This window comes from Nostoc sp. 'Peltigera membranacea cyanobiont' 210A, assembly GCF_002246015.1.
Classification (GTDB): Bacteria; Cyanobacteriota; Cyanobacteriia; order Cyanobacteriales; family Nostocaceae; genus Nostoc.
On the sequence record NZ_NOLJ01000012.1, the window covers coordinates 175769 to 194677 of the forward strand.

Below are 18909 nucleotides of genomic sequence, written 5' to 3' on the forward strand. Positions count from 1 at the left end.
TATTATCTTTTACATTTCTTTATACTCTGTTACTGTTATTTTTTCAAAGAGAATTTTTGCAATTTATCTAAGTGCAGCGTATTTAGCGATCGCTGGCGATAAATCTCATAAAGCGCCATACCCGCTGCTACAGAAGCATTCAGGCTGGGTGTCTTACCCTGTAGAGGAATCGATACTAAAAAATCACAAGAGCGTTGAGTTAACATACCCAGACCTTCACCTTCTGAGCCGATTACCAAAACGATTGGGCCTGTGAAATTGACTGTATGCACAGGTTCGCTGCCACTTGCAGCAGTACCGTAAATCCAAAAGCCAGCTTCTTTTAATTCTTCTAAGGAGCGGCTCAGGTTGACAACTCTAGCTACAGCAAAATTTTCTAAAGCGCCTGCTGCCACTTTCATAACGGTGGAAGTGATCCCAGATGCCCTTCTTTGAGGAATCACCAATCCTTGAGCGCCTATTGCTTCGGCAGTGCGAATTATTGCTCCCAAGTTGTGGGGATCGGTAATTCCGTCAGCCACGACAATTACAGCATCGGTTACAGATTTGCACTGCTCAATTAGATCGGGCAATTCGATGTAAGCGTAGGGAGCAATTTGTGCTGCCACACCTTGGTGATTAGCGCCGTTGGTGAGATAGTCTAAACGCTTGGGTTCAACTTCATCAATAACTGTGCCATTTTCCTTTGCTTGCAAGAGAAAATGGTGAAAGCTGGGATCGTACCGCAGACGGGTAGTAATCCAGAGACGGTTGAGATTGCGCTGATTTTGCAATGCACTCAATACTGGATGACGACCGTAGATGAGATCGTTATCTTCTTCTGTCGGCTGTGTAGATACAGACGGCTGGGAGAAGTTGCTATTTCGTTGTCGCGAGTTCCCATAGCTGGCGTTGCTATCTATTTTCCTGGGATTGCGATTCGGATTAACAACAGAGATGGTGTTGCCATCTACTTTTCTGGGATTGCGAGTCGGATTCTCAACAGAGATGGGGTTGCTATCTACTTTCCTGGGATTGCGAGTCGGATTCTCAACAGATATGGGGTTGCTATCTATTTTTCTCGGATTGCGAGTTGGATTCGCAACAGAGATGGGGTTGCTATCTACTTTCCTGGGATTGCGAGCCGGATTAGTAACAACACGTTTACCTTTAATTTTTACGGGTTGTCCACGATTTGGTTCGCTAGAAGTCTTGACTTTTCTGGGTTTATCCTGCATTGGAGTTATGAATATAGCGTATGGTTGATCGTTCCGATTACCTCAATTTTTTGAACCTAATCTAGTGTTGTGGCTACTGCGAAATTGAGTTTTCACTCTTTTTCTAGATGAAGTATTTGCAACAGTTCGGTTAGACGTTGGTAATCGGTGATATATAAGTAGCCTATTAAAGTTTCTAGACTAGTTGCCTGTTGATAAATTTCGGGATTAAGTCGCTTAGGGCGTCCTGTTGCGGCGTTTCTACCCCGTCGGACAATTTCTAATTCGTTATCCCTGAGATGAGGAATTAGCGATCGCAAATGTAGCGCTTGTGTTTCTGCTCTTACCTGCTCCACTACCAGACGATGGTAAATTCCTGACCGCTGCAATGGCAGCAGATAGAACATTCTAACATACAACTCATAAATTGCATCCCCCAAATATGCTAAAGCACTAGGAGAAATTTGTTGCACTTGTGAGAGGGAAATCTGTTGGAATGGCCCTGTGGTTGCCAAGAGTGCTTCAGTCCAAGACAAGCTCTGTTTGAGAGTTTCATCTTGTCCATCTAATAGCTCTTCCTCCTGTGACTTCACAAATAAATCATTCCTTGACGGGCTACATTTGGCAGGCATTCTTCGCAAAGACTGATTTTTCCGAAGTATGCCATGATAGTATACTTAGCATAATCAATACTATCAAACTTACTTCCTAATTTCATCTTTTTGATTGAGAGTTGGCATTTTAAATCACCCTGATGTCAACATCTATAAACCAAATTTCGCCTACTTATTGTGGTCTGCGCCTAAGACAGGGTAAAATTTTGACATCAAATTCACTTTTTCACTTGGTAGCATTGCCATGCTTACTGAGTAAACGACAACTTTTAACTATACAGCATCGAGTCAAGTCTATCTATAAACAAATCTGCTGGCTTTGTATTTCTTACAAATATCTCAGACTTGATTATTTATCCAATATTCTAGCCAACGATTACACACCCAAGAGTTGGGTGTTTATATCTTTAGTTATTACTCAACTTTAAACATAATAGCTCAACTGGCTTTATGCCTCTCCCACAAGGAGAGAGGTTTTATGCCAGAAGTTTTAAAAATTAAGCTATCCGATATTGAATCTGGATAGCTAAATTTAACTCTCAGATCGAGCAATCAAGACTACTTGACGTTTTCTAGAGCGTCTTCAACTGATTTTTGCAGGGAGAGAAACTTCTCTAGGCGAACAAGCTTGACCGTTTGAGTTACGCGGGCATTTGTAACAATTTGCAAAGTGCCATCGGCAGTTTGAGCCTGCTTGGCTAGCTGCACCAGAGCACCCAAGCCAGAGCTATCAACAAAATCAATTTGTGAGAGATCCAAAATAATGTGCTTAGGACCCTCGTCTATCTTGCTGCCAAGTGTCTTGCGAAATGTCGGCTCAGAAAAAGCATCTAACAAACCTGTGAGGCGGAATAGCTGACAGTTATCCCGGACTTCACGAGTGCCCCTCAGGCTAACGGTTAGATTCAGTGGCTCAGCAATAATTCCCTCCTCATGAGTTAAAGTGAACGCTCAAGTATAGATGGTTTTTGAGCAAGTTGTCTACAATCTGTTGGGATTGGGTACTGGGGATTGGGTACTGGGGATTGGGTACTGGGGATTGGGTACTGGGGATTGGAAAATAGTATTCTTAATCTTATTTCCTAGTCCCTAGTCCCTAGTCCCTAGTCCCTAGTCCCTAGTCCCTAGTCCCTAGTCCCTAGTCCCTAGTCCCTATTTTTACCTCACCTCTGCCACGGCTTGACGTGCTGTTCGCATGGATTGAACAAATTGCTCAAACAAGTAATCAGCATCGTGTGGGCCAGGACTAGCTTCTGGATGATACTGTACGGAGAACACAGGTAGAGATTTGTGCCGTACCCCGGCAATGGTGCGATCGTTTAAGTTTAGGTGGCTAATTTCCACAACTGCTGTAGGTAAGGAATCTGGGTCAATAGCAAAACTATGGTTTTGGCTAGTAATTTCTACCCGTTGTTGTAAACCGGCAGGCTGATTCAAACCACGATGACCAAATTTAAGTTTATAAGTTTCTGCCCCTAGTGCATGACCTAAAATTTGGTGTCCCATACAAATACCAAAGATGGGTTTTTCACTTAACAGGAGTGCTTTGGCAGTTGCAATCCCTTCAGTGACGGCAGCTGGGTCGCCAGGCCCATTAGAAAGAAACACACCATCTGGATTGTAGTTGAGGATTTCCTCTGGTGGTGTATCAGCGGGTACAACAATTACCCGACAACCATAACTTACTAATCGACGTAAAATATTGCGTTTAACGCCAAAGTCAAGGGCAACAACGGTAAAGGCTTCCCCAAGATTTTCCCCAGCCTCAGAGTTAAATTCCCAAGCTGGAATTGTGGGATCAGACCATTCATAAGCCGTTGGGGTGGTGACTTCACGAACCAGATTCAATCCTGCCATATTGGGGGCTGCTAGTACCTGCTCTAACAATTCCGCTTCATCGAGAATGGTTGTAGAAATGCCACCGTTCATCGCTCCGAACATCCGAATTTTGCGTGTGAGGGCGCGGGTATCGATGCCGTAGATCCCTGGTATTTGGTTTTGTTTGAGGTAGTCAGGTAAAGTTTGTGTCGATCGCCAGTTACTTGGACGCTGACAAATATTGCGGGCGATCGCACCCCGCACTTGGGGCCCATCTGATTCTTCATCTTCCAGATTGACGCCAGTATTCCCCAATTCAGGATAGGTAAAAATGACAATTTGACCGCGGTAACTAGGGTCAGTCAAGACTTCTTGATAGCCGGTCATGCCAGTGTTGAACACCACTTCTCCGATCGCGGTTCCCGTCGCACCGAAAGACCAACCGCGATAAGTGGTTCCATCTGCTAAGACAAGTAAAGCTGGTATTGCTGCGTCAGTCAGGGGCATAGGTGATAGCATTGGGGATTGGGCATGGGGCATTGAAAAGAGGCAGAGGGGCGGGGTGCGGGGGGCAGAGGGGAAAACTCTTCTCCCTGCTCCCTGCTCCCTGCTCCCTATTCCCCACTCCCTATTCCTTAATACTGCGATTGTTAATTATCCCATGAGTTGAGCAATTGGGAGTTTTTAAGATAGTTAATTAAAATTAAAAGGGAATTGAAGTAGCGGGAGTGGATTTGGCAAAGCTTGGGCAGTTAAAATTAATTATGCTTCAGTCTTTTTTATCCCGTGCAACCCTAATTTTTGTATCAAGCGCTCTAGCGGTTTTGTGTGTTGCCTGTAGTGAAGACAAACAAAACACTGCGATTGTTGGCAATGAGCAACAAACACCAGTTGGGGATCTTGCATCAAGAAAGCCTACCGTTGAACCAGTAAGACCAGCAGCTAGCCCAGAAGCGCAGCCGCTAGATCCGTTTGAAAGTGAACCAAGTCTTTTTGAGATCGGACGAGACAAAGCTGTTGGCGCTTGGAGTATCAGCCAATCGGCTCAATCTCCAGATGATTGGAAATTGGTGGCGAGTCAGTATCAGGAGGCGATCGCGCTGATGCAAAAAATACGGCGAAAAAGCCCAGAATTTGCGATCGCTCAAACCAAAATTAAGGAATATCGCCGCCAGGTTAAATATGCCCAACAGCAAGCTAATCCTCGCCCTGTTGCAGTTAGAGAACCTCATAAAATAGTCGTTGTTGTTCCTCAAAGAGAAACCACACCAAAATTCACTTTACCTCCACGAGAAACAAAACCGTTATCACCAGAGCCAGGTTTGCCGTCATCAGCAGTGGTAATTCCCGATGAAGCAGTATTTACAGCGCCGATCAAAAGGCGAATTGGTGGTACGCCAATTGTGGAAGTCACCTTTAATGGTCAACAACAATTTGAGATGATTGTGGATACGGGAGCAAGTGGCACTGTCATCACCCAAGAGATGGCTAATGCTTTGGGAATCGTGACAGTGGGAAAAGCGAAGGCAAACACCGCGAGTTCCAGAGCGGTAGAATTTCCTGTGGGCTATGTTAATTCGATGGCACTTGGCGGGGTAATAGTGAATAAAATACCAGTTGCGATCGCAGGTGCGGAACTAGATACTGGACTTCTAGGACATGACTTTTTTGGCAACTACGATGTCACCATTAAGCGTAATGTGGTAGAGTTTCGTCCGCAATTGCGATCGCAAATCAATTCCCCAGAAACTCCACTAACTCCTCCAACTTCGTCCAAGCAGCCCCACTTTGTAGGATATCCTTAGCAATTTTAATGCCTTGGGCGTGATCTAGGAGTGCGATGGCGTACCCGCCCGCCGCAGGCATCGTACCCGCTACTTGCAGCGCCAACGAAGCATTCAAAGCTACTGCGTCCTGTTGCGCCTGAGTTCCCTTACCTTGGAGTACAGCCTTGAGAATCTCCGCATTCTCTTGGACATCCCCACCCCGAAGCATACCAATGGTAGCAGGCGTTAGATCCAAATCTAGGGGATTAATAGTAGTTAACTGCACTTCTCCGTCTGATAACACCGCCAAATCAGTTTCATCTCCTAACCCAGCCTCATCAAGTTTTTCTCGCCCATGCAGTACAATCGCCTTTTCCTTGCCCAAATTCTGTAAAGCTTCGGCAACAGTTGCCAAAAGTTTAGGAGTAAATAAGCCCACCACTTGCCCAGTTGGACGCAAGGGGTTTACTAACGGCCCGAGCAAATTAAAAATTGTTCGCACTTTCAAAGTCCGCCGTAATGACGCAACCGCCTTCAGTGCTGGATGCCAACCAGGGGCAAACAAGAAAGTGATCCCGACTTCTTGTAGTGCTGCTTGTACTTTTTCACTAGAGGCATTTAAGTTTACACCCAAGGCTTCCAATACATCTGCACTTCCTGTGAGACTTGATGCTGAACGATTGCCGTGTTTAGCAACGGGTATACCAGATGCAGCGGCAACAAAAGCAACCGCTGTAGAAATATTAAAGGTTGATGACCCATCTCCACCAGTGCCACAGGTATCTATTACAGTGCTAAGTGTTGATTTCTGAGGGCTGAGTGGGGAACATTGAGATTGTAATACTTCAGCCATACCAGTCAACTCGTCGGCAGAAATGCCTCTAAAGTTCAGTGCTGTTAATATAGCCCCTGATAACTCTGGGGGAACCGCTTCACTGAGCCAACCTTGCATTAATTCAGCAGATTGAGTGCGAGACAATGATTGTCCATCTATTAATTGTTGCAGCAGGAGATACCAGCTAGCAGAGGATTCTTGAGCAGGGATTGGGGAAGTTATCATAGCTAAGGTTTGTATGTTGTAGCTATATTGAGAGCTATGGGGTTATCCTACCGGAAAATTGGAAGCTATCAAAGTTAGGTTTAAATCTCAAGGCTTAATTGCAAAGCTGGATTAGCAAGATTCTGAACTTGCGATTTTTTTTCCAAATCAAGTTTAACTTCGTAGTTAGTAATGAATAACTCTTTTCCTTTAGCTGCACCACTTTGCTTATAGTTATTCATCCCATACTGTAATTCCCACTCTGAGATATTAGCCCATTGAAAGTTGTCTCGAATTTGCGTTGAGTTGTCGTAGGTAATTAGCCAGCGATGATGACATTGTTGTAAAAGGTTAGCAAATCTCTGATGTTCAAAAGAAGTATGCAAGTCACCATCTTTACCGTATAGTTTTGATTTTGTAGCGCTAAAGTATGGTGGATCTAAAAATAAAAATACATCTTCTCCTTCTGATTTTAATAGGTGGCTGTAATCTAAATTAGTAATTTGGACATTTTCTGATAAGATGTTTTCTAACTTTTCTAGCCGTTCTATTGAAGAATCAGTAAATCTTTTATGGAAAGCTTGTTCAGAAAAACCGCCTGATTCTACAGTTCCTGAGAAAGTAATTCTATTGAGTACGAAAAAGCGAACTGCTCTTTCTAAATCAGATAAATTATTGGCATCTACACTAGTTAATTCTATAAAGAGTAATTTACCATCTCTATGTTTAACTTTAATATGTCGAATTTCTTTAACTAATTGAGTTATATCAGACTGGGCAACCTTCCAGAATAAGAAGAGTTCGCGGTTTAAATCGTTAATCCAAATTTTGATATGAGGAAACTTTTGTCTTAAATAAATAAATACAGAACCACCACCTACAAAAGGTTCTCGAAATTCCGAAAAGCTCTCTGGCAAGTATTCAACTATTTGATTTATTGCTTTCGACTTACCACCAGGATAACGGAGAGGGCTTTTGATCATAATTAGAAATCGTCACACTTGTGGTAATATAAACATTCAATTTATTTGCTAAAAATTATTTGTGTATGCTCTAACTAAATCAGCATCAATACTTTCGTTGTCTGCTCCTGTAGCGTAAGGCAGGTTAATGGTTCCAGCATGACTTTGAAAGCGTTTGCGAACTGCTTCTTTTTGTGTTTCAGTTTGCAAATTTTCACGTTTTAGAGAACCATATTGCTGTTCTATAGAAGTAGCTACCAATTCTGCAAGAGATACGCCTGCAACCTCAGCTTGTTGCTGCAATGCGGCGTAAAGTTCATCACTTAATTCCAAGCTTAAAATCTGACTCACCGCACAACACCTCAGCTATAATACGTAACCATGAATGTCACACCAGTTTAGTTTATTGATAACACATGACCTTTTAATCCTAACCCATGATTGTCTGAATTAAGCTCTACGACCAGGATATTCAAAAGGGCTTTTGCTTATAACTAAAAATTATAAGGTCTAAAAATTACGGGATACTTCTATTTTAAGCCTCTGATTGTTTCGGGCTTCTAAAGCTAATTTTTTGATAATTATTTTTTGATTCGTATTAAAATTTTTAATATTAACTTCTAAAAAGTATTCTAATTCTTCTGGTGATGCATCTGGAAAAACAATAGAACCAACAACATTGTTACCTGTAAGCTTAAGTTTTGTAAAAAATAATACTTTTTGACCGTTCAGTATTAAAGAATCTAAATTAGAAAATAAAATTAGCTTGAATAAACCATCTTGAATATCAGGGAGCTTTGGCAAAGATGCTGTTGAAGTATTTTTTGACTCTTGTATAATATATATGTTGTTCTCGAATATTATCTCATCAGGAGTCAAATAGTAAATTCCGCCAAGATAGTTTTCAATACTAAAAGTTGCTTTTAATCCATCCACTAAATATTCTAGCTTATGAGAAGTCAGCGCTTCTCTCTTACTAGCACTCTGAGAACCTTTAAGAGAAATATTTTTAAATTCTTCAAACTCTTCTCTGATTTTATGTAAATATTTATCTAATCCTTCTCGTGAGTGAATTATTACTCCAGTTTGATTAAAAATAGAATCATAAGAATCCAGGGCTTTTTCAAAAGTTTGTGTAAATCTTTCTTCAAATAGATTCTTGTTCCAATGGAGTGCGCTTTGACGATATGCTAAGATTTCACTGATTTGAAATTTAACAAAATCATTAGCAAATTTCTGATTACTCAATTTATTCTTATTAGTTTGCCCCTTTTTGGTACTTTTATTTGCTGTTTCGTAACAGACATCTCCAAAATAGTAATATTCTGTGCTAAAAGAACATCATGAGAAGTTTTTCGACACAAAAATATGAGTGACATACTGAATCACATTGAGGAAAATCCCAAAGAAACAAAGCGGTTAATTGGTATGGGGCATGAACAGTTACAACAATTAATCTATAATGCGGAAAAATTACACAATGAACAACAAGCGTTGTTAGAATCCCAGAAAGTTAGAATTATTGCTGGCGGTGGAGGTCGTAAATCAAAGTTATCTATCAAAGAACAAATAATTTTAACCTTGGTATATCTGAGGCATCTGACAACTTTTCAACTTTTGGGTATCCAGTTTGGAGTAAGTGAGTCCACAGCAAATGATACATTTAATTATTGGTTGCCACTACTGAGAGAATTGTTACCATCTAGTTTAATTGAACAGGTAAAAAAAAAGAATCTGACTATGAAGTAGTTAAAGAGGTACTGACAGAATATGAATTAATTGTAGATAGCTATGAACAAGTGAGGGAAAGACCTGGAGACAATAAAGAGCAAGAAAAATATTATTCAGGAAAGGCAAGAAAACATACATTTAAAAGTCAGATAATTATCTTGCCACATGCCGGGGATATCGTTGATGTTATCGCTGGCGAACCTGGTCCAAAAAGCGACATAATTTTGTTTAGAGAAAACCGTGATAACTTTGACCCAAAACAGAAATTTAAGGGGGATTTAGGATATCTAGGAGAAGATTTAATTGACACCCCAATTAAAACACCGAGAAATAGCAAGTTAACAATTGACCAGAAAAAAGAAAATAAGGAGTTTTCATCCAAACGAGTATTTGTTGAACACCGAATCCGTTCAGTCAAAATATTTCGAGTTGTTCAAGATAGATTTAGATTAAATCCTAAAAAGTATGCTGAGGTAATTTTGACAATTTGTGGACTAGTCAGATTGCGAATTGGAGCGTTAATATTGCCAACAACAATAGCTCCTTTGCCATCAGGCTAAAATCAACGCATATAACTACATATTTTTGCCTCATTATTATCAAGAAATATCTCAAAGCCTTATTTTATCNTATAGACTAGCTAGTTAGCTAACCTTGCGCTTAGATATTATGAGCTAGTCACAGCAAAGCTTTGATAGTTTTTGGAGATGTCTAATAAGCAAGTACTATATAGATATTAAGCAAATTCATCCAAGAAATTGTAGAGTATTGGATTTTATCTATATCGCCATCTTTGCCCTCATCTTTAATCACTGGGATAATAGTTATAACTTTCGATGAGTTATATGTATTATAAATTCTGGCAAATGGATAACTTCTGGTTCTCTTAGGTGATACCCATTTTGAATAAGCAATTTCAGTTATAGGTGACTTTATTAATCCATAACTCTTTTCTTTATTGACATCAAATACATCTAAACTAATCCTACTTAAATTCTCATCTAAGTGAGTTTTGTAGGTTACACCCTTGATAAATCCTGTAAAATGCAGAATTTCTGCCATTTATTCAAACTTTTCTTAATATTTGTCTTTGCCAGAGTTTAGCTCAACTTTGGCTATTAAAGCATAAAAATAACTAAGCAAGAGTTAAATAAACCTACCATCATAAAACTACGTACCCGTAATATATCTTTTTGAATTTTATATCGAGCTTATGTTGCATTTTCGTAAAAACCTGTTACATTACTTTACAGGCAGTAATAACTGTTAGAACATAAAAGCTTGGAGTATTATTTATGGCAGACGTTAAGAAGACTACGCCTTCGGTTCCAGAAGATCCTAATGCTTTGCGCTGGGGCTTCACTCCTCAGAGCGAAAACTGGAACGGTCGTTTTGCAATGATTGGTTTTTTATCTGCTGTTGCACTTGAAGTGTTTTCTGGTCAAGGGATTTTACACTTCTGGGGCATCCTTTAAATTTAAACGTTTTTACTTTCATTAGATGATCAGGCAAGGCAGCGATTCGTAAAATCGTCTGCCTTTCCTTTAGCTAAGAATTCTGTTACCGTGATGAGCGAAATATTACACGACCTGGAGATTCTTCTTGATTAATTCGCGCATAGACTCGAAGACAAGTTAAGACTTCGCCAGGAATACCACCACAATCTAGTTGTAAGTCATCCTTGGATAAAGCACAGATATCTGCATAAAGTCCCGATAATTGGCGGATTCGCACTTCATTACCTGCATTGATCGCTTCATCAGCGAATTTCTTCAGGATGCGCCGTGATTCATGTTGTAGCTTTCCCCACCAAGAATAGCGTTCAGCCGGTGGTACAAATACTAGGGAATGTATCGCTTCGTCCATGTCAATCCAAGCACGGAGAATTGACAGGGGATCAGTATTTTTGTCAGCTTTTTGGGTGCGTTGGAAGCGATCGCTTAAAGCATCAATATATTGATCGCGCTGTTCTGCTTTGGAGTGTAAGGAGACGACATCGAAGCTAAAAACACTCTTTAAAGCGTGATGTAAATCTGGGTCTATTTCGATAAAATTCATATATAAAAATAGGAATGCTGCTGGTAAATCGGATGCATTCCCTTGGATAATTTGAGAATTTGAAAGTGCTTGTTGATACAAGTTCAATCCCTGAGTTTGAACAGTACCACTAAGTCCGGGGTAAATAATTTCATCGCGGATAAAGGGAAGCTGAAAGAGATTAGAATTATCTGCGATCGCACCAACTTCTTGAGCTAAATCCAAGGTGCGCTGTTGCCAAGATGCAGCTAAATCCTCTGGGACTCGCAACAGTTTGCGTTGAATCTCATTCCACAAATCTGAGTCTGTTTGGCTTTGCAGTTGGGAATTACCCAAATAATAGCTAAGTTCTGAGTCAGAATTAAAAGCTTCTCGAAGGTGATTTAGTTTTAACTCATCTTGTATATCTTCCCAACCAGTATTTTGCTGTGGCGGTTCAGGTTGTAAGAGGTTACGAAGTTCTTGCAGCACCTCATCACATATTTTAGATCCTGGATCTAGTGGTAATTCTGTGCGAGCCTGATTCAGAGTAGCCTCTAGTCCATATAGACTAAACCGCAGTAACCGGGCTAACTCTGAGTTTTTTATCTCTAATAATTGACGCAAGTCCTGCATAAATATCACCTCCAAATATACTTGGCAAACCTCTGCGCCCCTACCCTACGGGAAGGCGAAGCGCCTATGCGTTTACTCCGCGCCCCTTTGCGTTTAAAAATATTAATTTTTTTCAACGCAGAGGAACGCAAAGGTTAGCGCAGAGTAACACAGAGGTTTAATGTATGCCGCAAAAGGGATCGCGTTCTTTATCAACTTCATTAGGTTGCAATTCTAATTCAGCACGATAAACACATCCTTCTTCTTTCAAGCATTCCTGATTTTGTGATGTCCAGTAAGGTACTTCACCAGCGTGCATCCTTAGAATACCTCGATCGTCGAGAGTTACACGATATTGGCAAGGGTAATCTGTGGTTATATCTGGTTTACTGAGTGCGCCAATTCGTATCCATTTTTTACTGTTGGTTTCGGCATCTGTTTGATAAACATAGAAGGTATGCTGTCCAGTTTGTGGGAATGGAGGTAAGGGATTACTAATTAACCCAATTCCCGGTTGCGTCACTCCATCGCGCAAATAATGAAATTTGTGAAACGTTTTACTACCATCATTTCCGACTTCAAATACAAGATGATAGGCATCTGGTTGATCGACAGTTGCTGACTCAATCACATTGACGGCAATATCACCATCATTCAAGTCTTTATTGAAGCGTTCTACAGCAATATTCCAATTCAATTTACCATCAGCAAATAGCGCTGAAGTTTCTGAAACTACCGATTCTAAATCAATTCCAGAAATGTCAATCAAATAATGGGGATTTCCCTGACAAAGCAATACGTTAAATTCGAGGGTTTGGTCAATCTCAAACTGGACTTTGATTTTTTTCAGAAACTCTGCTTCTGGCATTTCCAGTTGATTCATGAGGTTTTTGCCGTCAAAGCTTCCCCATAGTCGTAAATCTCCCTCTTCGTAATCTTGACGGTAGATAATATTAGTTAATTGTATGCCTTGCCAATGAGTACGAACTTTGGCGACACTTTCCCAAGGTGCGAGTTGATAGAGTTCTTGTCCAGCTTTGAATATAGTTAGTAAATCATTGCTTTGGGTTTTGCGTTTGAAGTTGCAGGGCAAATAATAAAATAGGTTTTTAACATCAATTTCTAGTTGGTTGGCTCCCTTACGCAACAAGCTTTTAGACTCTTCTGGATCGAATCTCAATCTTCGCAATTTCTCGGCATAACAAGCACCGGCGGAGGTGGCTAGCTTGGTAAATTCCAATACAAAGGTAATCCGTTCTGGATTCCAGACAAAATATGGAGACTTACTAAATTCTTGGTAGATTTGGCGCTGCACTATGTCTAAATTACAAGTTTTTCCAGACAAAATTAACCAATCAACTTTTTGGGAATTCCAAGAATCTTTGCTAATATCATCGGGACGCAAACGACTTTCCATTAATCCTTTGGCAATTCCGATCGCTTCTTTAATTCCAGATGCGGCGGCTCGTTCAAATTGCTGGTTATCTAGGGTGACGCAGATATTATTTGGATCTTTGACTTGCAATTTAACGGCGCTTTGGGTGAGCAATTCGGAAATTTGCTGCTCAGAAAGTGTGAAGGTTAATAGAGAATTCTCTGCTGGTGGCTTTTGCCCAAGTTTAAGTTTAGCTGCTTCTGCATGATCCCAGAGGATATAAAAGGATTGCAGACGTTGAGGTGCTTGTTGCCAACGGGTGGGCAATACTTTCTCGGCAGTGTCAAGAGCATCTTTGTAAGAAATATCGCCTTCAGGATTCTCTCTATCTAGACATTTTAAAAGACTGCCAGTTTTGAATTTGCCTTGTTCTAAGAAGCGCTCGTTTAACTCAGAGTTAATTAAGTCTTCTAACTTTTCGTTTTCTATGTCACCTGTTGAGACTGCTGTCAATAAAAAGTCTGCGATCGCAACTTTTAATAATCTAAAAATTCGCAGTGTAATTAACTCACCGCCTAGCTGTAAATGACCAGATGAACCTAATAGTTTGGGAGTAAGTTTATAATAACGTCCTCCTAAACCACGATCTTCATAATCAGCAAAAGCTGGGGTTTTATCTTCTAAAGTCAGTTCAATTAAAGCTAAATCTGTAGTTCCCCCGCCGATATCCAAGACGAGAACATTTTGTGACCATTTGTTTCCGACTTGGCGACAACGGGTTTTGAATGACTCGATCCCAATGTTGAGATTACCACCAAATTCTCGCCATAAAAAGAATATCGCCACAGAAACGGCTTCATCATAAGCAGTTTGCACATCATCGATTCCCAACTGCTCAACCAGTTCTCTAACTTCTTTACGAACAACTGGTGGTGCGACAGTGGGATAAGTGACAACTGCTGTTAAAAAGTCTCCCTCAGAAAATCTGCGTCGTGCGTGTTGGCGATAGTCTTCAGTTAACTCGATTAAATGCGCCCAAGCAGATTGGATTAGTTGGTTAGCGGTAATTGTTTCTTCTTCGCCATCCAAAATAACTGAAAACGATCGCTCCTGACCAAAATAGCGTTTGGGTGAATGGTGAAATCTGCTGATAATTTCCTTTAAAGAACCGCTTGTACCTTGAGCGATCGCTTTTTTTCGGTTATCTCTAGCTTCCCTACCCATCCGCAGTTTTAAATCCCCTAAGTGTGAAATTTCGGACTCGCTGGGAATTTCCGTATCGCGGCGATCGATATCCAGCACAACTGGGATCAGATTTTGCGACTCTAGGGTAGGGACGCGAAACACCTCATGATAGATTTGGTAAAGTTTTTTGCTGACAGCCCGGCGGAATCTCTCGCTGTTTCCTAAAGAAAGTTCAATTTGGCGAATTGCTTCCAAAAATCGCTCTTTATTATCACTTTCAAAAACTTCACTCAATCGGCTGGGTTCTATCTCCAAATTTTTGCTAATTTCTGTGATAAACTTTGCCCAATCATCAGCGCTGACATCCGGTAAAGCCACTGAGGCGGGAGAACTCAGCCATTGCGATAAGCGATCGCGCAACCGCATTTCTTGTTCTTTGGGTAAAATTTCTGCGATCGGTACTTCAATTGGATCGAAAAGTGTGACTGTCGAATTCGACGTACCAAAATCTAAAGCAAACCATCCTGGAAATCTTTTTTGTTGTTTCTCGCTTGGTTCGCGATCGGTATAGTTGTTCAATTTAAAAGGGTTCATTATAGTATCAAATGATTCTGTTGAGCGATCGCTTTTTTATCTAGGGCGATGCCTACGCTTTTTCATATAAAAGCGTAGGCATCGCTATGAAAATGCCACCAGTTACTAAGTTGATGTTGAAGATTCTTGCTCACTTGCAAGTCTTATTTCTTCGACTTGTTCGATAGTTAAATTAAGTATCCTCGCAACCTCTTCTATCGAAATACCATAAGCTAAACACCGAGGTATAAGTTCACGTTTTACTTCTTCTCGTCCTTGTTGTAGTCCTTTTTCTCGTATTTCTTCTAGTGCTTGTTTTATTCCTTCTTGTCGCCCTTCTTCTTTAGCTTCTCGATAAACCCTAGTTTCTTGTAACGTAATTTCAAACATAGCCTTTACCTCTTCACGACTTAAGTTGGTAAATTTATAACCAGTAATTGTTGTGATTACTCAGCTGCAAGTCTTACTTGTTCGATGGTTAAATTAAGTGATTGGGCAACCTCTTCCATCGACATACCAAGAGCTAAGAACTGAGGGACAACTTCAAGTTTTGCTTGTTCTCGCCCTATTTTCACTCCTTGTTCTCGCCCTATTTCTACTCCTTGTTGTAGTCCTTCTTGTTTAGCTTCTTGATAAACCCTAGTTTCTTCTAACTTAACTCCTAACATAGCCTCTACCTCTTCACGACTTAAGTTTGCGAATTTATAAACTGCAATTGTTGTGATTACATCTATTATCTCCTCCTTAGCCAAGACAGTTATCTGTTCTTGTTGCACTCGCTCAATTAAACGTTTCGCTTCCTGAACCATTTGAGTCTCTGAGGCAATAGTCAACTGCATCAAACTGATACCTACTTTTTGCTCATCAGGACTACCTAACTCATCTAAATAAATCCGTTTTACTTGAGAACTGTTCAGTAATGATCTGTGAATAGTGGTTTTTTCTGGTTCCAAGCTGCGAGATTGTAAAATAATTACCCCATACCAGTCATCGTAAAGCGACGGGTTGCGATACATATACAGCATGGATTCTGAGAAAAAGCGATGGTATAGTAACTCATCCTTTTGGAATTGTACCTCAGCAAAAAAGATCGTTTGAGATGTTGCATCAGGTGGAGGTAAAAATACCCCATCAATCCGAAATGTTGGTTCTTTAACTTCTACTGATTCAAAGCGATAGCTAGCAGCTTCTGCTGGTGGTTGTTCTACTAACTCGAAAAACAATCCTGGGACACGCTTGAAAATTGTATAAAAAATCGCATCACGTCTCACAAATATATCCTCATATCTCTACGCGATCGCGTCATCTCAAATCCAAATCGTCTGAGGGAGAAACAGCCGCCATTTCAGAAATAATCTGCAACCAAGTAGGAATTTGAATCTCAGATGGCAATTCCCCAGCCGCCAAATATCTTAGTAAACTTTCTTTTTTGGAAAGGTTTTGCAGACTAGGAATAATTTGATCCAAAATACCTTCTAGTTCGGAATTAATTTGCTGATTAACTTCGCTAACATACTGCACAAGATGGAGGCTGGCGCTAGCAGTAATTTCATCTCGCAGTCGCAGTACTAAAAGTTGGTGATTGCTCGATCTGGGTAGGCCTTGGCTTTTCTCTGGTGCCCAATCAAAGATTTGACCAACGTTGTGTTTATCGTCTTGACGTGCTAAAGGAAAGATAATTTCAGGTGCAACAGTTTTATCTTTGCTAGTAATTTCCGAGATGATTGCCTCTTTCCATTCGTTAGGGTCGCATCCTAGTAATAATTTATAAAAGAGATCGGCATCTTCAAAACCAAATTTTTCTTCGATTTCTTGTTCCATTTCTGGATGGAAAAATGCCTGCAATTGTTCGCGTTCTGAGGCTACATGAATTGATAATTGGTTCAACAAATCTACCACGGCTTGCTGGATGCGATCGCGGGCAAAATCTTCTACTTCTTTAACGGTTTTCTCAAATACTGGATAAAAATCATCGCTCTTAGTTGGAAGGGAAGTATTTACACGGTTTCCCCGATCGAATAATTTCCCAGCTGCACCCTTAGATTCTGCCAGAACGATCGCTCCATTATTGGCTTTGTTGAAGAGTAAAGTCCACTGGTTCCAATTAAGAATTCTAAAGGTGAGTTCATCTTTTACTACATCGCTGACAACAACACCGCGTCGATCTTTAAGTGGTTCTTTCCCAATATCTTTTTGAAAATTTCTGTAAATTTTATCTAAGCTTTCGACCACAAAACGCAATTCTATAAAAGCCGGACTATCGCCTGTGGGGATGCCTTGCTCGTGAATTTCATCTATGATGTCTTTCAAGTGATCTTGTTGCTGACTCACCACATCAGCAGCTCTTTTAGTATCTTCATGCAGTTGCTTCAGACCATGAGTAGCTACGTGGGTTTCAATCAATTCCCGCAGCTTACTAAGTCCGCCATCTTGACTAAAGTAACCTAGCTGTCTGCCTAAATAGCTACGGGTATTAGATTCTATCAGCCGTTCACTTAATAGCTCCCATTTCTGTTGTAGCCGTTTAGACCTGTCTAGGTAATCAGGATAGTCTAGGTTAGCTAAAAACTCTGGTGAGCCTGCTTTGACTTTACTAGAACGTTTTGCTAATTCAGCCAATCCCAACAGTGGCGACAGTAAAACGATGCGGTCTTTTTGGGTTGTAAATGCTGCTGCACCGTCAATGGTAGTTTGCAGAACTTTGAGTTTTTGGAGAACCGTTTCCTCTTCTAAATGGTTATCTTCAATCAGATGGTCAAGTTCTCTTTCGCCACCCTCGCTGTCTAGAGGTAGTTGATCGAAGCGACCCACACCGACGAGAATTAAATCTTTCAGGTCTTGTCCCGGTCGCTGCTGCTGCATCATGGTGAAGATTTTATTGGCGCGATCGCTTCCAGGAGATTTACCATTTAGCAATACCAAAATTGTCTGTACTTCTGCCAATTCCCGCAATGACAAGAAGGTATCCCTAGCCCCCGAATTAGCAGCCCCCAATCCCGGAAAGTCGATGAGAATAAATTTAGCTGCGTCTGCAAAATCCCAAATTTCCCGTGAGATTTTCACATCGATATCTACGCGGCGGATTAGTGGAAAGCTATTTTGCAATAACTTTGTTGGTAGCCTCTGGGGTGGACTCGGTAATCTGATGTGCGCTGGGGGTAGATCCTCAAATTTCAGAGTTTGGATTGCCATTGGCTGCTCGACTAGCTGTAGCCCCTCGCGGGCGGTGATAGCATCAATTTGGTAGTGCCCACCACACATAACTTCCCCATAAGCTTGATAAGCCCGCAGGAATAATACTAACTCCCGGAGTAAATAACGCAGTTCTAAATTGTTACTGCTATTCCATGCTTCTTCACACCAGCCAATAATATCTGTGCCAGAGTTGAGTTTCGATACTGGTATTGGAGGAAGCCCTGCTGCTGTTGTTCGTTTATTGGCTTCCCCTAGCATGAAGCGTAGACACTCATGTACTCCTTCATGCGAAAGATATTCTACCGTAAAATTACTTAATTGCGTCGTTGCAAAATCGTCTTGCGGGATAATATGTATGGCGGTAACATTACCTGTAGTGGGGTTTTCACTGACTGGCAAAGCATCTGCATATCCAATTAGACTGCCTAAAAGTAAGGTTTTTCCACTACTAAATTCCCCCATTACACCAATTTTGACAGGCGAAGTTGCCAGGTCTACAGTTTTCTGGGCAGCTGAACGCAAACGAAGAAGACAGTCATCAAGACTAGCTGGAACCCAATCTTCTTGTTTAGAAGGGTACTGGGGCACAGAATCTATCTTTCGGAGGATGAATTCGCCGTACTCCTTAAAACGGCCCAGTTTATCTGGTTCCATAAAGTAGTTTCCGCCTAACATTAATTTCTGTGAGCTTTATAACATATAAAATGCGATTACCAGGCATTGTTACAACCAGTTGATATCACATTTAGCATTTCTCTCATTTGATTTGTGATTTTGCTATAGCAATCCTAAATCATTCGTGAGATTTGTTCTCTTTTTATTGG

Annotated in this window: 18 protein-coding genes; 4 read left to right on the forward strand and 14 right to left on the reverse strand. The window is 40.9% G+C overall.

Going from position 1 to position 18909, the window contains the following annotated elements; genetic code table 11:
• Window positions 1–35: 35 nt before the first annotated feature.
• The 4 genes from rlmB to carA form a co-directional block, all read right to left on the reverse strand.
• On the reverse strand, window positions 36–1217 hold the full coding sequence (gene rlmB / locus CDG76_RS30965; RefSeq protein WP_094352673.1) for a 23S rRNA (guanosine(2251)-2'-O)-methyltransferase RlmB: 1182 nt from the start codon (window positions 1215–1217) through the stop codon (window positions 36–38).
• A 92-nt stretch (window positions 1218–1309) separates the two neighbouring features.
• Entirely contained in the window at window positions 1310–1789 is a 480-nt protein-coding gene (locus tag CDG76_RS30970) for a Mini-ribonuclease 3 (RefSeq protein ID WP_094352729.1), read from the reverse strand.
• 579 nt (window positions 1790–2368) lie between these two features.
• Window positions 2369–2734: an STAS domain-containing protein gene (locus CDG76_RS30975; protein WP_084227153.1), complete on the reverse strand. Its 366-nt coding sequence runs from the start codon at window positions 2732–2734 to the stop codon at window positions 2369–2371.
• A gap of 234 nt (window positions 2735–2968) precedes the next feature.
• Window positions 2969–4135: a glutamine-hydrolyzing carbamoyl-phosphate synthase small subunit gene (carA, locus tag CDG76_RS30980; RefSeq protein WP_094352674.1), complete on the reverse strand. Its 1167-nt coding sequence runs from the start codon at window positions 4133–4135 to the stop codon at window positions 2969–2971.
• Between the two features lie 257 nt (window positions 4136–4392).
• Between carA and CDG76_RS30985 the strand changes: the two genes are divergently transcribed.
• On the forward strand, window positions 4393–5433 hold the full coding sequence (locus CDG76_RS30985; protein ID WP_094352730.1) for a retropepsin-like aspartic protease family protein: 1041 nt from the start codon (window positions 4393–4395) through the stop codon (window positions 5431–5433).
• Here the strand turns inward: CDG76_RS30985 and trpD are convergent.
• From trpD to CDG76_RS31005, 4 genes are all read right to left on the reverse strand, one after another.
• Window positions 5363–6454: an anthranilate phosphoribosyltransferase gene (trpD, locus tag CDG76_RS30990; protein ID WP_094352675.1), complete on the reverse strand. Its 1092-nt coding sequence runs from the start codon at window positions 6452–6454 to the stop codon at window positions 5363–5365. The two genes, CDG76_RS30985 and trpD, sit on opposite strands and share 71 nt — an antisense overlap.
• Before the next feature lie 80 nt (window positions 6455–6534).
• Window positions 6535–7416, reverse strand: coding sequence for a DNA adenine methylase (locus tag CDG76_RS30995; RefSeq protein ID WP_094352676.1), 882 nt, complete (start codon window positions 7414–7416; stop codon window positions 6535–6537).
• Between the two features lie 48 nt (window positions 7417–7464).
• Window positions 7465–7746 (reverse strand): hypothetical protein, encoded by a 282-nt coding sequence (locus CDG76_RS31000; protein ID WP_094352677.1) that lies wholly within the window; start codon window positions 7744–7746, stop codon window positions 7465–7467.
• 159 nt (window positions 7747–7905) lie between these two features.
• Window positions 7906–8643 carry a hypothetical protein gene (locus tag CDG76_RS31005; RefSeq protein ID WP_223265457.1) on the reverse strand — a complete coding sequence of 246 codons (738 nt, stop codon included), beginning with the start codon at window positions 8641–8643 and terminating at the stop codon, window positions 7906–7908.
• A 120-nt stretch (window positions 8644–8763) separates the two neighbouring features.
• Between CDG76_RS31005 and CDG76_RS38750 the strand changes: the two genes are divergently transcribed.
• Together CDG76_RS38750 and CDG76_RS38755 are read left to right on the forward strand one after the other, a co-directional pair.
• Window positions 8764–9144: a helix-turn-helix domain-containing protein gene (locus CDG76_RS38750; protein ID WP_223265249.1), complete on the forward strand. Its 381-nt coding sequence runs from the start codon at window positions 8764–8766 to the stop codon at window positions 9142–9144.
• A 50-nt stretch (window positions 9145–9194) separates the two neighbouring features.
• Window positions 9195–9686, forward strand: a complete 492-nt coding sequence (locus tag CDG76_RS38755; protein WP_262984378.1) for a transposase family protein — start codon at window positions 9195–9197, stop codon at window positions 9684–9686.
• A 151-nt stretch (window positions 9687–9837) separates the two neighbouring features.
• On the opposite strand, the gene CDG76_RS31015 is transcribed toward CDG76_RS38755, so the two are convergent.
• Complete coding sequence (locus tag CDG76_RS31015; RefSeq protein WP_223265458.1) at window positions 9838–10188, reverse strand: hypothetical protein; 351 nt, start codon at window positions 10186–10188, stop codon at window positions 9838–9840.
• 233 nt (window positions 10189–10421) lie between these two features.
• Between CDG76_RS31015 and CDG76_RS31020 the strand changes: the two genes are divergently transcribed.
• Entirely contained in the window at window positions 10422–10601 is a 180-nt protein-coding gene (locus tag CDG76_RS31020; RefSeq protein WP_094352678.1) for a high light inducible protein, read from the forward strand.
• Between the two features lie 85 nt (window positions 10602–10686).
• On the opposite strand, the gene CDG76_RS31025 is transcribed toward CDG76_RS31020, so the two are convergent.
• The 5 genes from CDG76_RS31025 to CDG76_RS31045 all read right to left on the reverse strand — a co-directional run bounded on the left by CDG76_RS31025 (window position 10687) and on the right by CDG76_RS31045 (window position 18739).
• Window positions 10687–11778 (reverse strand): hypothetical protein, encoded by a 1092-nt coding sequence (locus CDG76_RS31025; RefSeq protein ID WP_094352679.1) that lies wholly within the window; start codon window positions 11776–11778, stop codon window positions 10687–10689.
• 157 nt (window positions 11779–11935) lie between these two features.
• The gene (locus CDG76_RS31030) at window positions 11936–14911 is read right to left on the reverse strand and encodes a molecular chaperone (RefSeq protein ID WP_223265459.1); all 2976 of its coding nucleotides are present in this window, start codon (window positions 14909–14911) and stop codon (window positions 11936–11938) included.
• A gap of 105 nt (window positions 14912–15016) precedes the next feature.
• Window positions 15017–15280 (reverse strand): hypothetical protein, encoded by a 264-nt coding sequence (locus CDG76_RS31035; protein ID WP_094352680.1) that lies wholly within the window; start codon window positions 15278–15280, stop codon window positions 15017–15019.
• A 56-nt stretch (window positions 15281–15336) separates the two neighbouring features.
• Entirely contained in the window at window positions 15337–16161 is an 825-nt protein-coding gene (locus CDG76_RS31040) for an Rpn family recombination-promoting nuclease/putative transposase (protein WP_094352681.1), read from the reverse strand.
• Window positions 16162–16192: 31 nt separating this feature from the next.
• A complete protein-coding gene (locus CDG76_RS31045; RefSeq protein WP_094352732.1) occupies window positions 16193–18739 on the reverse strand; it encodes a proteasome protein in 2547 nt (848 codons plus the stop codon).
• Window positions 18740–18909: the final 170 nt, after the last annotated feature.

Excerpts from the sequence above, each read along its gene's own strand:
- carA (WP_094352674.1), bottom strand. The coding sequence starts at position 4,135 with ATGCCCCTGACTGACGCAGCAATACCAGCTTTACTTGTCTTAGCAGAT.
- rlmB (WP_094352673.1), bottom strand. The coding sequence starts at position 1,217 with ATGCAGGATAAACCCAGAAAAGTCAAGACTTCTAGCGAACCAAATCGT.
- CDG76_RS31035 (WP_094352680.1), bottom strand. The coding sequence starts at position 15,280 with ATGTTTGAAATTACGTTACAAGAAACTAGGGTTTATCGAGAAGCTAAA.
- CDG76_RS31030 (WP_223265459.1), bottom strand. The coding sequence starts at position 14,911 with ATGAACCCTTTTAAATTGAACAACTATACCGATCGCGAACCAAGCGAG.
- CDG76_RS30985 (WP_094352730.1), top strand. The coding sequence starts at position 4,393 with ATGCTTCAGTCTTTTTTATCCCGTGCAACCCTAATTTTTGTATCAAGC.
- CDG76_RS38750 (WP_223265249.1), top strand. The coding sequence starts at position 8,764 with ATGAGTGACATACTGAATCACATTGAGGAAAATCCCAAAGAAACAAAG.
- trpD (WP_094352675.1), bottom strand. The coding sequence starts at position 6,454 with ATGATAACTTCCCCAATCCCTGCTCAAGAATCCTCTGCTAGCTGGTAT.
- CDG76_RS31020 (WP_094352678.1), top strand. The coding sequence starts at position 10,422 with ATGGCAGACGTTAAGAAGACTACGCCTTCGGTTCCAGAAGATCCTAAT.
- CDG76_RS31025 (WP_094352679.1), bottom strand. The coding sequence starts at position 11,778 with ATGCAGGACTTGCGTCAATTATTAGAGATAAAAAACTCAGAGTTAGCC.
- CDG76_RS31045 (WP_094352732.1), bottom strand. The coding sequence starts at position 18,739 with ATGGAACCAGATAAACTGGGCCGTTTTAAGGAGTACGGCGAATTCATC.
- CDG76_RS31015 (WP_223265458.1), bottom strand. The coding sequence starts at position 10,188 with ATGGCAGAAATTCTGCATTTTACAGGATTTATCAAGGGTGTAACCTAC.
- CDG76_RS30995 (WP_094352676.1), bottom strand. The coding sequence starts at position 7,416 with ATGATCAAAAGCCCTCTCCGTTATCCTGGTGGTAAGTCGAAAGCAATA.